The sequence below is a fragment of the Variovorax sp. AC103 genome (assembly GCF_979254005.1).
The window spans coordinates 67,936-82,695 of record NZ_CEEDFC010000002.1; the positions used below are offsets into that span (position 1 = coordinate 67,936).

General features: G+C 69.8%; 10 protein-coding genes. 5 read left to right on the forward strand and 5 right to left on the reverse strand.

Features of this window, described 5'->3' with window-relative positions; genetic code table 11:
- Together AC0IYU_RS02975 and AC0IYU_RS02980 are read right to left on the reverse strand one after the other, a co-directional pair.
- Positions 1 to 816 (reverse strand): carbon-nitrogen hydrolase family protein, encoded by an 816-nt coding sequence (locus AC0IYU_RS02975; protein ID WP_472112870.1) that lies wholly within the window; start codon positions 814 to 816, stop codon positions 1 to 3.
- A complete protein-coding gene (locus AC0IYU_RS02980; RefSeq protein WP_472112871.1) occupies positions 813 to 5,003 on the reverse strand; it encodes a YhdP family protein in 4,191 nt (1,396 codons plus the stop codon). Before AC0IYU_RS02980 ends, AC0IYU_RS02975 begins: the two co-directional genes overlap by 4 nt.
- A gap of 25 nt (positions 5,004 to 5,028) precedes the next feature.
- Between AC0IYU_RS02980 and glnE the strand changes: the two genes are divergently transcribed.
- On the forward strand, positions 5,029 to 7,824 hold the full coding sequence (glnE, locus tag AC0IYU_RS02985; protein WP_472112873.1) for a bifunctional [glutamate--ammonia ligase]-adenylyl-L-tyrosine phosphorylase/[glutamate--ammonia-ligase] adenylyltransferase: 2,796 nt from the start codon (positions 5,029 to 5,031) through the stop codon (positions 7,822 to 7,824).
- A gap of 139 nt (positions 7,825 to 7,963) precedes the next feature.
- Complete coding sequence (locus AC0IYU_RS02990) at positions 7,964 to 9,121, forward strand: septal ring lytic transglycosylase RlpA family protein (protein ID WP_472112875.1); 1,158 nt, start codon at positions 7,964 to 7,966, stop codon at positions 9,119 to 9,121.
- A gap of 31 nt (positions 9,122 to 9,152) precedes the next feature.
- Here the strand turns inward: AC0IYU_RS02990 and AC0IYU_RS02995 are convergent, their stop codons facing one another.
- The 3 genes from AC0IYU_RS02995 to AC0IYU_RS03005 all read right to left on the reverse strand — a co-directional run bounded on the left by AC0IYU_RS02995 (position 9,153) and on the right by AC0IYU_RS03005 (position 11,523).
- Positions 9,153 to 9,614 carry a carboxymuconolactone decarboxylase family protein gene (locus AC0IYU_RS02995; protein ID WP_435486775.1) on the reverse strand — a complete coding sequence of 154 codons (462 nt, stop codon included), beginning with the start codon at positions 9,612 to 9,614 and terminating at the stop codon, positions 9,153 to 9,155.
- 87 nt (positions 9,615 to 9,701) lie between these two features.
- The gene (locus AC0IYU_RS03000; RefSeq protein WP_472112877.1) at positions 9,702 to 10,586 is read right to left on the reverse strand and encodes an RNA polymerase sigma-70 factor; all 885 of its coding nucleotides are present in this window, start codon (positions 10,584 to 10,586) and stop codon (positions 9,702 to 9,704) included.
- Between the two features lie 79 nt (positions 10,587 to 10,665).
- Positions 10,666 to 11,523: a ferritin family protein gene (locus AC0IYU_RS03005; protein WP_472112880.1), complete on the reverse strand. Its 858-nt coding sequence runs from the start codon at positions 11,521 to 11,523 to the stop codon at positions 10,666 to 10,668.
- A 130-nt stretch (positions 11,524 to 11,653) separates the two neighbouring features.
- On the opposite strand from AC0IYU_RS03005, the gene AC0IYU_RS03010 reads away from it, so the two are divergent.
- The 3 genes from AC0IYU_RS03010 (at position 11,654) to AC0IYU_RS03020 (ending at position 14,753) form a co-directional block, all read left to right on the forward strand.
- A complete protein-coding gene (locus AC0IYU_RS03010; protein WP_435495816.1) occupies positions 11,654 to 12,268 on the forward strand; it encodes a glutathione peroxidase in 615 nt (204 codons plus the stop codon).
- A 293-nt stretch (positions 12,269 to 12,561) separates the two neighbouring features.
- Positions 12,562 to 13,911 (forward strand): NAD(P)/FAD-dependent oxidoreductase, encoded by a 1,350-nt coding sequence (locus tag AC0IYU_RS03015; RefSeq protein ID WP_472112882.1) that lies wholly within the window; start codon positions 12,562 to 12,564, stop codon positions 13,909 to 13,911.
- 14 nt (positions 13,912 to 13,925) lie between these two features.
- On the forward strand, positions 13,926 to 14,753 hold the full coding sequence (locus tag AC0IYU_RS03020; RefSeq protein ID WP_472112884.1) for a DUF1365 domain-containing protein: 828 nt from the start codon (positions 13,926 to 13,928) through the stop codon (positions 14,751 to 14,753).
- Positions 14,754 to 14,760 lie beyond the last annotated feature (7 nt).

The following is a 14,760-nucleotide window of genomic DNA, read 5'->3' on the forward strand; positions in this document are numbered from 1 at the left end:
CTAGAGCACGCAGTGCGACAGCACGGGCAGTTGCGCCCGCATGCGCTCGACCTGCGCCGCGTCGATGTCGAACAGCACCACGCCTTCTTCGGTGGCCTGTTGCGCCACCACCGTGCCCCAGGGGTCTACGACCAGCGACTGGCCCCAGGTGTGGCGGCCGTTTTCGTGCGTGCCGCCCTGCGCGGGCGCGACCACCCAGGCCAGGTTCTCGATGGCGCGGGCGCGCAGCAGCACCTCCCAGTGGGCGGCGCCGGTGGTGCGCGTGAAGGCGCTGGGCACCAGCAGCAGGTCGGCGCCCTGCCGTGCGAGCGCGCGGTACAGCTCGGGAAAGCGCAGGTCGTAGCACACGCTCATGCCCACGCGCCAGCTGTGGCCGTCGCGCGAAGGCAGGTCGAACACCACGGGCTCGGTGCCCGGGGCGATGACGCGGCGCTCGTCGTAGCGCTCGGTGCCGTTGTCGAAGAAGAACAGGTGGATCTTGTCGTAGCGCGCCACGCACCTGCCCTCGGGCGAGAAGGCCAGCGAGCTGTTGAACACGTGCTCGGCGTCGGCGCTCTCGATGGGCAGCGTGCCGCCCACGATCCACAGGCCGAACTCGCGCGCCGCATCGGCCAGGAAGCCCTGCACCGTGCCCGCGCCGGCGGTTTCGCGCAGGCCCAGCTTGTCGGTGTCGCGCGCGCCCATCATGCAGAAATACTCGGGCAGCACGGCGAGTTCGGCGCCGGCCGCGGCGGCCTGCGCGAGCAGGGCGTGGGCGCGCGCGAGGTTGGTTTCGCGGGCGATGGCCGACACCATCTGGACGGCTGCGACTTTCATTGCGTGGTCTCCGGTTTCTTGCCTTCGTTCACGCCGGACAGGCCCGGCATCGAAGGAATGCCTTGCGGCAGCAGTTGCAGCGAGCGCGGCACCTTGGCGATCTTGGGGTCGGCCCAGGTGCCTTCGATGTGGAACTCCTGCGTGGCGGCCGCCGACAGCGGCTTGCTCAGCACCCATTGGGCCAGGAAGGTGCCCAGCCCGATGGCGGGGTTGATGGCCGTGGCCACCAGCGCGGCCGTGCCGGCGTTGATCTCGGGCACCACCACCACGCGCAGGTCCTGCGTCTCGCGCACGATGTCGGCCGAGCCGTCCATCAGCGCGGCGGCGTTCACACCCTTCATCTGCAGGTTGTTGGTGCTCGCGATGCCCTTGTTGATCTTCGCGTCGCCGCGGATGAAGTCGAAGGCGAAGCCCTGGCTGAACACGTCGCGGAAGTCGAGCGTGAGCCGGCGCGGCAGCGCCTGCAGGCTCAGCACGCCGAGCAGCTTGGCAAGGCCCGGGTCGGCCTTGAGGAACTGGCCCTGCTCCACGTCGACCTGCAGCTGCCCGCCCAGGCTCGGGTAGTCGAGCGAGAGCGGCGAGCCGCGCCAGTTGACGTCGCCCTCCAGCCGGCCCTTGCCGCGGCGCAGCACGCCCGGCATGCCGAAGCGCGCGAGCAGCTCGCCGGCGTCGGCAATGTCGAGCCTGAAGGTCATGCCGGTGCGGCGCTGGCCGGCCGCGCCGCCGGGCACGCCGGCCCAGGTGCCCTTGGCGGCGAAGCTCGCCTCGGGCATGGTGAAGGCAAGCTTGTTGAGCGCCCATTCGCGGCCCGCGCCGCCGCGGTTGACCGCGTCGATCTCGGCGCGGCCCAGGCGCTTGCCCAGCAGCTCGAAGTCGTCCACCACGATGTCGAGGGCGGGCAAGGTGCCCGGCTGTTCGTCGAGCAGGGTCTCGACCTGGGTGGCTTCGCTGGGCGCGATCTTCAACCGCGCAAGCCGCGCATACAGCCGCCCGGCCTGCGTGTGGCGGTACTCGGCGTAGCCGCTGAGTTCGGTGGCGTCGATGTTGGCGCGCCAGAGGTCACCGTCGCGCGTGCCGCCGAGCACCACGTTGTGCAGCGTGCGGCCTGCCACGGCGAGCTGCTGCGCGCGCACGGCGATGCGCGTGGGCAGGTAGGCCAGGGACGGGTCGTCGGCGCGCTCGCTGCCCTCGGCCGCAGTGGCGCCTGCGCCCGTCGTGCCGGTCGCCTCGCCCACCAGCGACTGCCAGGCGCCCATGTCGAGCTTGCCCACGTTGATGTTGGCGAACACGCCCTTGTCGGACTGGCTGGCGGTTTCGCCCGCCGCCAGGCCGATGCCGATGCTGCCGCGCACCACGCGCGCTTCGTTGCCCACGAGGTCGCGCACGTACTGCACGGCGCCGATGCGCCCGAGGTCGAGCGACAGCTGGTCCTGCGTGGCGGTGCCCGAGGCAACGCCGGCGCCCTGGCGGGTTTCGCGCGCCAGCACCTTCTTCTCGATGCGCAGCGGCATCTGCTCTTCGGCGCTCTTCACGAGCGGGGGCGGCAGTTGCAGGGCCAGGCCCTGCAGGCTGCTGGTGAGCGAGAACTCGGGCGTGCCGTCGCGCATCGAGAAAGTAGCCGCATACGGCGTGCTGCCGGTGGCCTTCTTCGCCAGGCGGGCGAGCCAGCCGACCTCGCGCGCGCCGCGCAGGCCGTCGGCGGTGGCGGTGCCCTGTGCCTTCAGCGCGACTTCGCGGTTGGGGCCGGTGAAGCGGCCGCGGCCTTCGATGCGGATGTCGCCGCCGAGCAGCCTGGCCTGCACGTTGGCCATCGTGAAGCCGGTCTCGGTGAAGCTCAGCGTGCCCTTGGCCTGCGTGAAGGTGGGGGCCTCGGGCACGATCTGCAGCTCGTTGCCGGACAGCACCACGCTGGCCTGCACCTTGGCGTTGTCCATGGCGGCCAGGGGCAGTTCGAGGTGCAGCTTGTAGTCGGCGGAGCCGGTGGCGCGCGCGCGCAGCATGATCTCGCCGGTGTCCCCGGCCAGCGGCGCGCCTGCGCGCAGCACCTCGCCCAGCGGCCCCTTGGCCTGGGCGTCCACACGCAGCGTCGAGGCGTGATGCGACATGTCGGCAATCTGCGCCTCGGCCCGGGTCACCTCGACGCCCGGCGCGCCCACCAGCCGGCCGCGCGCATTGCGCACCAGCATGCCGGCGCGCTCGAACACCAGTTCGCCCGACAGGCCGGTGAGCGGCGGCCACACCGGGGGCGGCACGCCGTTGCGCGCGGCGGATTGCGCGGTGCCGCTCGGGGTGTGGGGCGGCGCGTAGGCGTAGTCGACGTCGGCCACCTTGGCGGCGATGCGGAAGTCGCCCTGCTTCGGGTCCATGAAGGGCATGTCGTGCAGGTCGCCGCGCACGCGGAAGTCGACGCTGCTGGCGGTGCCCTTGGTGACGGCGTCGCGCACGTAGTCGCGCGTGTGCTGGGGAATGTCCAGCGGCAGGTAGCGGAACACGCGCGTGCCGTCGGCGCGCGTGAGCTTGCCCTGCAGGTCGAGCACGCCGGGGTAGCGGCCCTTGCCGCTGGAGACGGCCGGGTCGCTGGTGCGCCAGCTGGCCTCGGCATCGCCCTCGGCGTCGGCGTTGGCGAAGCGCAGCCTGGACACCTGCAGCTGCGCGTTGCCGTTGTCCAGCTTCCATTGCAGCTGGGTCGAGAGCCGGTCGATGGGGACCACGGGCTCTTCGAATACGCCGGGGAATTCGAGCGTGCCCTGTGCGATGGCCAGCGTGGCGGTGCCCCCGGTGTGGGTGGCGTCGAAGTCGACGGTGGCGCCGCTGAGGCCGGGGGTGCCGGGGTGGGCCCTGGGGGGAGCGGCGGTTGCGGCAGTGGTGGTCGTGGTCGCGGTCGTGGTGGTGCTCGCCGCGGGTTGCGAGGCCACGCGCAAGCCGCTGATGCGGCCCTTGGCCTGGTAGCGGTCGGGCGCGCCCGGCGAACCCTGCCAGTTCAGGTCGATGTGCTCGACCAGACCGCGCGGCGCATAGGCCTCCAGCACGCGGTGCGTGGCATCGCCCAGCGGCAGCCGGTCGGCGATGAGCGCCAGCGCGGCCAGGTCGAGGCGGTCGGCGCGCATGGCGCCGTGCTCGGGCGTGCGGCCCTTGGCCGGCGTGTGCTGCAGCCACAGGTTGCCGCCCGGCCAGCGCATGCCGTCGCTGGTGTCGAACTGCAGCGCGGTGGTCGAGAACTCGAGCGTGTCCTCGGTCCGCTGGCCGGCCAGGCGGCCGGTGACGGCGCGCAGCACCAGCGGCTGCAGGCCCTTGTCGAGCGAGACGTCGACCGTGTCCAGCCCCAGGTCGGCCGCGCCGCCGACGACCTGGCCGTCGTCCACGTCGGCCCACACGCGCAGCGCGCCGTTGCCTTCGCGGATGCGCGCGTCGAGCGACACGTACTGCCCCAGGCGCGTGACGTCGATGTAGGGCAGGTCGGCATAGAGCTGGCCGTCCCAGGTCTGCCAGTGGCCGCTGCGTATCGACAGCAGGGGCTGACGGAACTGGCCGCGCAAGGTGAAGCGCTCGCCCCAGCCGGCCGGCGGGGTGGCGTCGAGCCGCAGCCCGTGGCGGCGCGACGTGTTGCGCGCGACGAAGCGCACGTCGGTCAGCAGCAGGGGTTCGGCCTGTCGCTGCTCGTCGGTCCAGCGCACGGTGCCGCCTTCGATGACCAGCTCGCGCTGCGCGAAAAACCAGTCGGCGCCGCGGGTCTCTCCGGTGGTGTCGGTCGACATGTGCAAACCAGCCACATGGAGTTTTCCCTGAGTGTCGCGGCGCACGTCGAGCTGCGGGCCCTCGATGTAGAGCTGCTCGAAATTCAGCCGCCACAGCGAGCGCGGCGACACGCTGGCCACCACGCGCACGAGGCGCAACGCCTCGCGCTGGTCGGCGTCCTGCAGCACCACGTCGCGCAGTTCGAAGGCTGGAAAAAGCCCTTCGGAGCGGGCGGTGATCGAGCCGATGCGCACCGGCACGCCGATGGCCTTGCTAGCCTGTGCTTCCAGGGCGCCGCGAAAATCGCCGATTCGCGGCACAATCCACGCGTGTAGGACAACGACTGACAGCGCCAGAAGAAGCCATGCAGCGATCAACAGACCCAGCAGCCAGCGCGCCGTCACAGCGGTGATTTTGAGCAGACGTGAAGGGGGAGACGCCGTGTCGTTCATTGAGGATCGCGCTGTGTCGGGAATTATGACCGCCAGCATTCAGAGGGGTTCCACGGAAACCGACAGCAGTGTGAACCAGTTGCAAGCCACATCGACGCAAACCGCGTTCTCCTCCTACTCGCGCTTCGTGCAGCGCCTGCGTCGCAGGTACGCGGCCGAGCTTTCATGGCTTCCCCCTGGCGCGCCGCGGCGCGAATCGATGACTGTGGCTTACGAGGCATTGCGCCGACGTGGGGACAGCGTGGGCGATGCACTGCGAATTGTGCGGCAGCTGGTGATGGAGCGGCTCGTCACCCTCGATTGCGACGCGCAGGCGCCGCTGGCCGTGGTGACCACCGCGGTCACCGAGCTGGCCGAACTGGCCCTCGATGTCGCCTGCCAGGACGCCTGCCATGAACTCGATGCGGTGCACGGCGCCCCGCTCGGCCCCGAGGGCCAGCGCGCGCAGCTGTGGATCGTGGGCATGGGCAAGCTCGGTGCGCGCGAGCTCAACGTGTCGAGCGACATCGACCTCATCTACCTCTACGACGTCGACGGCGAGACGAAGGGCGACGCCGACGGCCGCGGCCGGCTGTCGAACCAGGAGTACTTCTCGCGCGCGGTGAAGCGCATCTACGCGCTGGTGGGCGACACCACCGAGCACGGCTTCGTGTTCCGCGTCGACCTGGCGCTGCGGCCCAACGGCAACTCGGGGCCCAGCGTGGTCTCGCTCGATGCGCTGGAAGAATATTTCCAGGTACAGGGCCGCGAATGGGAGCGCTTTGCCTGGATGAAGAGCCGCGTGGTGGCGCCGCGCGACATCGTGCTGGCGGGCCAGGCCCAGGGCCTGCGCGGCGCGGTGCTGCCTTTCGTGTTCCGCCGCTACCTCGACTACAGCGTGTTCGATGCGCTGCGCGTGCTGCATCGCCAGATCCGCGAGCAGTCGGCGCGCCGCAGCGCGGGCCGGCCCGAGCGCGCCAACGACGTGAAGCTGTCGCGTGGCGGCATCCGCGAGATCGAGTTCACCGTGCAGCTGCTGCAGGTGGTGCGCGGCGGCCAGTTCCCCGAACTGCGCACGCGGCCCACGCTCGACGCGCTGCAGCGGCTGGCGCGCGCCGGCCTCATGCCGCAGGAAAGCGCCGACGCGCTGGCGCAGGCCTACGAGTTCCTGCGCCGCGTGGAGCACCGCATCCAGTACCTGGACGACCAGCAGACCCACGTGCTGCCGGTGGCAGACGACGACCTGCGCTGGATCGCCCAGACCATGGGCTATGCCGACTGCTGCCCGTTCCTCGCGCAGCTCGACACGCACCGCGAGTTCGTCGCGCAGGAGTTCGACAAGCTGCTCGGCAGCGACAAGCCCTGCAGCGGCAAGTGCAGCGGCAAGAAGGCCGCCGCACCCGCCGAGCTGGCCGACCTGCTCGGCGACCTGCCCCCCGCCTTCGCCGAGCGCATCCGCGACTGGTGCGAGCAGCCGCGCGTGCTGGCCCTGCGCGAAGACACCCGCGCACGGCTGCGCCAGCTGGTGCAGCGCACCGGCGCGTGGTTGAAAGAGCCCGACGGCGACGGCGAAGGCCAGACGCCGCGCCACGTCGATGCCGCGCTGCGCTGGGCCGACTGGATCGAGCCGCTGATGCGCCGCGAGAGCTACCTGGCGCTGCTGGTCGAACGCCCGGCCGTGCAGGAGCGCCTGCTGCGCCTGCTGGGCTCGGCCAAGTGGCCCGCGCGCTACCTGATGCAGCACCCCGGCGTGATCGACGAGCTGGCCAGCGACGAAATGCTCTCGGGCCGCTTCGTCGCGGCCGAGTTCGAGCGCGAGCTCGAGGCGCGCCACGCCTCGCTCACCCGCACCGGCGAGGCCGACGAGGAGCGCCTGCTCAACCTGCTGCGCCATGCGCACCACGCCGAGGTGTTCCGCACCCTCGCGCGCGATGTGGACGGCCGCATCACGGTGGAGCAGGTGGCCGACGACCTGAGCGCGCTGGCCGACACCACGCTGCGCGTGACGGCCCGCTGGTGCTGGCCGCATGTGCGCAACCGGCACCGCGAGGTGGCGCAGTTCGCCATCATCGGCTACGGCAAATTGGGCGGCAAGGAGCTGGGCTACGGCAGCGACCTGGACATCGTGTTCGTGTACGACGACGACGACGAGCGCGCCGGCGAGGTCTACGCGGCCTACGTGCGCAAGCTGATCAACTGGCTCACGGTGAAGACGCGCGAAGGCGACCTGTTCGAGATCGACACGGCCCTGCGGCCCAACGGCAACTCGGGCCTGCTGACCACCAGCTTCCAGGCCTACGAGAAGTACCAGCTCGGCCGCGGCAGCAACACGGCGTGGACCTGGGAGCACCAGGCCATGACGCGCGCGCGCTTCGTGCTGGGCAGCGAGGACCACGGCGCCGAACTGGGTGCGCGCTTCGACCAGGTGCGCGAGGCCGTGCTGGTGGCGCCGCGCGACCGCGAGGCGCTGAAGGCCGAGATCATCGCCATGCGCGACAAGCTGCGCGGCGCGCGGCCGGTGAAGGCCGGGCGCTTCGACGTGAAGCACAGCCCCGGCGGCATGGTCGATGCCGAGTTCGCGGTGCAGTTCCTGGTGCTGTCGTCGTCCGGCGAACACCCCGAGCTGATTCCGAACGTGGGCAACATCGCGCTGCTGCTGCGCGCCGAACTGGCCGGCATGCTGCCCGAGGGCGTGGGCCGCAGCGCGGCGCGCGCCTACCGCGAGCTGCGCCGCGTGCAGCACCGCGCACGCCTGAACGAAGAACCGACGCAAGTCACCCCGCCCGCACTGGCCGCCGAGCGCGACGCCATGCTGGCGCTGTGGAAGGCCGTGTTTGGCTGATCTGGCTCACCCCCGGGCTTTGCGCACTTCGCGTCGCTTCGCCACCCCGCTCACCGGGGGCAACACCGGCGGCCCGGCAAAGCCGGTTCCGCGGTGTTCCTGGCGCGACCCGCGACAGGCACTCGCTGTGTGCGCAGTCGTGGTCGCCGTACTTCTGGCCGGCTGCGCAAGCAGCACACGCACCGGTGGCGGCGTCGCCAGCGGCCGCGACGGCCCCGGCAGCCACATTCCGCCGGACCTCGCCAGCGTGCCCGACGCCGAGCCCCGCATCGAGCCCATCCGCACCAGCGGCGGCACCAGCAAGCCCTACACGGTGCTCGGCCGCGGCTATGCGCCGGTCACCGACGACCGGCCGTTCCGCGAGTCCGGAATGGCCTCGTGGTATGGCAGCAAGTTCCATGCGGCGTCGACGTCCAGCGGCGAGCCCTACGACATGTACGCCATGACGGCCGCGCACAAGACACTGCCGCTGCCCAGCTATGTGCGCGTGCGCAATCCGGCCAACGGGCGCGAGGTGATCGTGCGGGTGAACGACCGCGGGCCCTTCGTCGACGGCCGCGTCATCGACCTGAGCTACACGGCCGCGCTGAAGCTCGACCTGCTGCGCGGCGTGGCACCGGTGGAGATCGAACGGATCACCAACGAGGACATCCGCACCGGCGCCTGGCGGCGCGACTCGGACGCGGCGTACGCCGCCGCGGCACCTGCTGCCGCGCCCACTGCCGCACCCATGGCCGTTCCCGTGCGCATGCCGGCGACGCGCGTGGCGAGCGCCCCGCAGGTGCGCGTGCCGGCCGAATGGGTGGCGCCGGTCGGTGCGGCGTACAACGACATTCCACCGCCGGCCTCGACGATGCCGGTCGCGCCGCAGACGCCGATGACAGCGGCCCCATCCGCCGCGTCCGGTGCCTCGGCGGGGGCCGAGACGGAATCGGCGCAGTGGCCGCCCTCCACGCCGCCGTCGCGGCCGGCCATCGTGGTCAACGACCTGGCGCCGCTGCAGGCGGCGCCGTCGTCACCCCCGCCGTTGCCGCCCGGCGCGCCCGCGCCGTCCGCCGCGCTGCAGGGCTTCTGGGTGCAACTGGGCGCGTTCCGCGAACGCGACGGCGCCGAGAGCCTGCTGAACCAGGCCGCGCGCGGCCTGCCTTCGCTGGCGCCGCAGTTGCGGGTGTTCAGCGAAGCGGGCACGCACCGGCTGCAGGCCGGGCCCTTCCCGTCGCGCAACGCGGCCGGCGAAGCCGTCACGCAGCTGCGCGACAGCCTGCGCATCTCGCCGATGGTGGTCGAGCGGCGCTGACCGAGCCCACGCCCGTACGGGGCAGCACCGCTCAGTCGATCGGCTTGGCAGCCACCGGCAGCTGCATGCCCACGCCCAGCCGGTTCCATGCATTGATCTGCGCGATGGCCACCGAGAGCTCCACGATTTCGAGCTCGTTGAACTGGGCCTTCACCGCTTCGTACTCCACGTCGCGCGAGCCGTGGTCGCTGGACAGGCGCGTCAGGCTCTCGGCCCAGCCGAGTGCGGCGCGTTCGCGCGCGTCGTAGAAGCTCACCTCGCGCCAGGTGGCCAGGCTGTTGATGCGCTGCCAGTCTTCGCCCTGCACGCGCAGGTCGCGCACATGCATGTCCAGGCAGTAAGCGCAGCCGTTGATCTGCGAGACGCGGGCGAAGACCAGGTCGACCAGCTTCTTGCCGAGCGTGGTCGATTCGATGGCGCCGTTGACGCCGAGCATGGCCTGGAAGGCCTTGGGCGCGATCTTGAACCAGGCGAGGCGGGGGGCGGTGTTCATGGTGACTATCTCCAGGGTGGTTGACGATGAAATCTGCTTACCCACTGAAGACGGGCGAACCCTGCGCCCTGTGACACGCCGCGCGAATTATTTCGATGCAACGCCCCGGGCGATGCGCGCGAGCTTGTCCGGATTGCGCTGCGCGCGGATGCGCACGATGCGGTCGTTCTCGATTTCGAAGGTCTGCGCCGATTCGAGCTGGCCGTCGATGAAACGCAGCAGGCCGGGCTCGCCATTGATGTCGACCACCTCCACGCGCACGGCCGCGGCCCCCATGCGCCGCCAGACGGCGAAGTAGAGCTGGGCCAGCCGCTGGCTGCCGCGCAGGATCTTGCCGAAGCTCGGCACCTTGCCGCCGCCGTCGCTCAGCAGTTGGGCGTCTTCCGACATCAGCGCCTTCAGGTCCTGCAGGCTGCCGCGCGCGGCCGCATCGGCGAAGGCGCGCAGCAGCCGCTGGTGCGTCTCGCGCGGCACGCTGAAGCGCGGGCGCGCGTCCAGCACCTGGGCCTTGGCGCGGTGCACCAGCTGGCGGCAGGCGGTCTCGGTCTTTCCGAGGGTGCGGGCAACGTCCTCGTAGTCGGCGTCGAACACCTCGCGCAGCAGGAAGGCGGCACGCGCTTCGGGCGCGAGGCGTTCGAGCACGGCCAGGAAGGCGACCGAGACGTTGTCGGCGCGCTCCAGCAGTTGCTCGGGGGTGTCGGGGGCGCCCGTCAGGGTGGGCTCGGGCATCCAGGTGCCGATGTAGTGCTCGCGCTCGACCTTGGCGGCGCGCAGCCGGTCGATCGACAGGCGGGTGACCACCGTCACGAGCCAGGCGTCGGCGCTGTCTAAAGTGTCCCGGGCGGCTTCATGCCAGCGCAACCAGGCGTCCTGCACGACCTCTTCCGCCTCGGCCATGGAACCGAGCATGCGGTAGGCAATGCCCTGCAGCCGGGGGCGCAGGCGGTTGAAAGTGAGGGTGGCGTCGTCCATGAGGGCTAGACGGCTGGCAGTGCCCGGTTGTGACGGCGGCCTCAAAAAAAACGCCCCGGGGTGCGGGGCGTTTCTTGAATCAGGCGCCCTGGTATTCGGGCTTGGGGCCGAGAGTGGCCGAGATTTCCTTGCGGTAGCGGTTGAGCTCCTGCACGGTCTTGAAGCTGCGGTCCATCAGCAGGCTCAGGTTGTGCAGGATGCGTTCGCCCACCTTGGTCTCCCAGACGGCGTCGAACTTGATCTGCTTGTCGAGCCAGTGCTCCAGCCAGTCGGGGTCGGGCATGCGGCTCTGGATGGTGTCGTTGGGAAACAGCGCCTTGTTGACGTGCAGGTTGGTCGGGTGCAGGGCCTGCGCGGTGCGCCGGGCGCTGGCCATCAGGACGCCGACCTTGGTGAACGCGGCACGGGCCTCGTCGCCGAACTTTTCCATCGCGCGCTTCATGTAGCGCAGGTAGGCGCCGCCGTGGCGGGCTTCGTCCTGGCTCAGCGTGGTGTAGATGTGCTTGATGACCGGCTCGGTGTGCCACTGGGCGGCACGGCGGTACCAGTGGTTCAGGCGGATCTCGCCGCAGAAGTGCAGCATGAGGGTTTCGAGCGGGGGGGCCGGGTCGAAGTCGAAGCGCACTTCGTGCAGTTCCGCCTCGGTGGGCGCGTGCTGGGGGCTGAAACGCTTCAGGTACTCCATGAGCACCAGCGAATGCTTCTGTTCCTCGAAGAACCAGATCGACATGAAGGCGGAGAAGTCGCTGTCGTGGCGGTTGTCGCGCAGGAACATCTCGGTGGCCGGCAACGCCGCCCACTCGGTGATGGCATTCATCTTGATGGTTTGCGCCTGCTCGTCCGTCAGCAAGGAAGCGTCGAACGATTGCCAGGGAATGTCTTTTTCCATGTCCCAGCGGACGGATTCGAGTTGTCTGAAGAGTTCCGGATAGAGCATCAATGTCTTTCTATGGCCGTCGATTTTAGTCGGCACGTTTGGCGCGACCATGACAGAAGCGCGATGATGCGAATACGTGCGCCGTGGCAACGCGGATGCACACCCCCCTTTTTCGAACCTGGAGCCCGCCATGCGACCCCTCTCCCGATTGTCGATGCGGTGGCACTGCGTACCGGCTATTTCCCTCGTGGCGAGCCTTATTTCAGCCCTGCCCGCCGGTGCCCAGACCACACCCGCCGCCTCCGCCGCGGTGCAACCGTCGGGTTGCCCCGTGGTACTGCAACACACCTTCCCGCGGCTGCAGGATGAAAAACCCCAAAGTCTCTGCCAGTACTCCGGCAAGGTGGTCCTGGTCGTCAATACGGCCAGCTTCTGCGGTTTCACGCCGCAATACAAGGGTCTGGAGGCGCTGGACCTGAAATACCGCTCGCGCGGCCTCGTGGTGCTGGGCTTCCCGTCGAACGATTTCTCGCAGGAATCGGGCTCCAACAAGGAAATTGCCGACTTCTGCGAAAGCACCTTCGGCGTGAAATTCCCGATGTTCGCCAAGTCGTCGGTGCGCGGCACCGACGCCAATCCGCTGTTCAAGCAGCTGGCGCAGGCTTCAGGCACCACGCCGAAATGGAATTTCTACAAGTACCTGATCGGGCGCGACGGCAAGGTCGTGCAGGCATGGTCGAGCATGACGGCGCCGGACGAAAACGGGTTCGTGAACGTCATCGAGAAGCAACTCGGACCAAATTAAGACTGAACAGTTCACAGAACGACGCATCGGTAATATTATCTACCGATGCGTCCAAGCCATTGTGAACTCGTAGAAACAAACGTTTACCAAACGCGAGGGAACCGTGCCTCGGGTGCCGCGCTCCTAACTCGAGTGGGCAGTGAGTGCCCACAGGTTTTCATGTTGCGAGGTCTTCCGGGCGCCTGCCGTCCGGTCGAAATCCCGAGGCGATTCTTCTCCTCCTCCCTCCCTCCCTCCTTCGCGTCGGGGCGCCTCGCAACATTTTTGTCTTCCGGCCGGACGGCGGGTGCCCCGTGACGCACACCACCCGCATCGCCGTCGTCGGCGCCGGCATCTCGGGACTGGCCGCTGCCCACGCCCTGCGCGACGTGGCCGCCGTCACCCTCTTCGAAGCCAGTGACTACTTCGGTGGTCACGCCCACACGGCGACGATCGAGCTTGCGCGCTCCGCCGCAGACGCCACCCGTGTCGCCCATGGCGTCGACACCGGCTTCCTGGTCTACAACGACCGCACCTACCCCCAGTTGATCCGCCTGTTCTCGGAGCTCGGCGTCGAGACGGCGCTGTCCGAGATGTCGTTCTCGGTGCAGGCCACGCGCGACGACGGCGGCGGCCCGCTCGAGTGGAGCGGCAACAACCTGGGCACCGTGTTCGCGCAGCGGCGCAACCTGTTCGACGCCCGCTTCCTCGGCATGCTGGGCGACCTGCTGCGCTTCAACCGCCTGACCACGCGCATCGCGCAGGCCGGCACCGAGGGCGAACTGGCCCAGCCGCTGGGCGAGTTTCTCGACGCCCATCGCTTCGGCGCGGCCTTCAGAGACTGGTACTTCCTGCCCATGATGGGCTGCATCTGGAGCTGCTCGACCACGCAGATGCTGGCGTTCCCGGTGGCCACCATGATCCGCTTCTGCCACAACCACGGCCTGATCCAGATCGCCAACCGGCCGCAGTGGCGCACCGTGCGCGGCGGCTCGCGCAACTACGTGCAAAAGATCGTCGCCGGCTTGGCCGACAAGCGCCTGAACACACCGGTGCGCCACATCAGCCGTTCGGGTGTCGACGTGCTGGTGACCACCGACGCAGCCGGCACCGAGCATTTCGACCACGTGGTGATGGCCACCCATTCAGACCAATCGCTCGCCCTGCTGGGCGACCCCAGCCCTGCCGAGGCGGCGGTGCTGGGCGCCATCCGCTACCAGGCGAACCACGCCGTGCTGCACACCGACGCCGCCGTGCTGCCGCAGCGACGGTCGGCCTGGGCCGCCTGGAACTACGAGCGCGCGGCCGCCGGCGAGCGCGAAGCGGGCCGGGTCTGCCTGCATTACCTGCTCAACAAGCTGCAGCCGCTGCCGTGGGAGCAACCGGTCGTCGTTTCGTTGAATCCGGTGCGCGAGATCCAGCGTAGTCAGGTGATGGCCGAATACGACTACGACCACCCGGTGCTCGACCTTGCCGCCATCCGCGCGCAAGGCGAGGTGCCCGCCCTGCAAGGCCAGCGCAACACCTGGTTCGCAGGCGCGTGGATGGGCTACGGTTTCCACGAAGACGGCCTGAAGGCCGGGCTGGCCGCGGCCCAGGGCCTGCGCGAGCACCTGGCGCGCCAGGACGCACCGATCGACGCCATGGGGAGTGCGCTGGTATGACCCAGGCGCAGCCGATGCCGACCCCGCTGGTGGGCTTCGGCGAGGTGCGCCACACGCGCTTGCGCCCGGCGCGCAACGCCTTCGCCTACCCGACCTATTTCCTGATGCTGCCGATGCGGGCCCTGCGCGCGCGGCCCGCCGGCACGCTGGCGCTCAACCGGTGGGCGCCGCTCTCCTTCCACGACGTCGACCACGGCGACGGCCGCGCGCCCGCGCAGGGCGGCGCGCTGGGCTGGCTCGACGAGCTGCTGGCCGCGCACCAGATCCACGACGCCACCGGCGAAGCCTGGCTGCACTGCTACCCGCGCGTGTTCGGCTACACCTTCAAGCCGGTGAGCTTCTGGTACTGCCACACGCCCGAAGGCGTGCTGCGCACCATCGTGGTCGAGGTGAACAACACCTTCGGCGAGCGCCATTGCTACCTGCTCGACCGGCCCGTGTACGGCGCGGAACTGAAGGCGACCAAGGCCTTCCACGTCTCGCCGTTCTGCCGCGTCGCCGGCGACTACCGCTTTCGCTTCTTCGTCGATGCCGACCTCACGCGCACCGTGGTGCGCATCGACCACGACGACACCGACGGCCCGCTGCTGCAGACCAGCGTGAGCGGCGACCTCGTGCCGATGACCGCGGCCAGCGTGCGGCGCGCGCTGTGGCGCTACCCCGCCATGACCTTCGGGCTGATCGCACGCATCCACTGGCAGGCCGCGAAGCTCTGGCTCAAGCGCGTGCCTTTCGTGCCCAAGCCGGCACCGCCCATCCATTTCGTTTCACGCGACAACCCCCAGCAGCAGGCGAATTCGCGTGCGGCGCGCCGGGCCGCCCCAAGCAAGCTCGCACCATAGTGCGACG

What these genes read in the sequence shown, in the direction of transcription:
- AC0IYU_RS03020 (WP_472112884.1), top strand. Translation starts at nt 13,926, where the DNA reads ATGCCGACCCCGCTGGTGGGCTTCGGCGAGGTGCGCCACACGCGCTTG.
- AC0IYU_RS03005 (WP_472112880.1), bottom strand. Translation starts at nt 11,523, where the DNA reads ATGCTCTATCCGGAACTCTTCAGACAACTCGAATCCGTCCGCTGGGAC.
- AC0IYU_RS03000 (WP_472112877.1), bottom strand. Translation starts at nt 10,586, where the DNA reads ATGGACGACGCCACCCTCACTTTCAACCGCCTGCGCCCCCGGCTGCAG.
- AC0IYU_RS02995 (WP_435486775.1), bottom strand. Translation starts at nt 9,614, where the DNA reads ATGAACACCGCCCCCCGCCTCGCCTGGTTCAAGATCGCGCCCAAGGCC.
- glnE (WP_472112873.1), top strand. Translation starts at nt 5,029, where the DNA reads ATGACCGCCAGCATTCAGAGGGGTTCCACGGAAACCGACAGCAGTGTG.
- AC0IYU_RS03010 (WP_435495816.1), top strand. Translation starts at nt 11,654, where the DNA reads ATGCGACCCCTCTCCCGATTGTCGATGCGGTGGCACTGCGTACCGGCT.
- AC0IYU_RS02975 (WP_472112870.1), bottom strand. Translation starts at nt 816, where the DNA reads ATGAAAGTCGCAGCCGTCCAGATGGTGTCGGCCATCGCCCGCGAAACC.
- AC0IYU_RS02980 (WP_472112871.1), bottom strand. Translation starts at nt 5,003, where the DNA reads ATGAACGACACGGCGTCTCCCCCTTCACGTCTGCTCAAAATCACCGCT.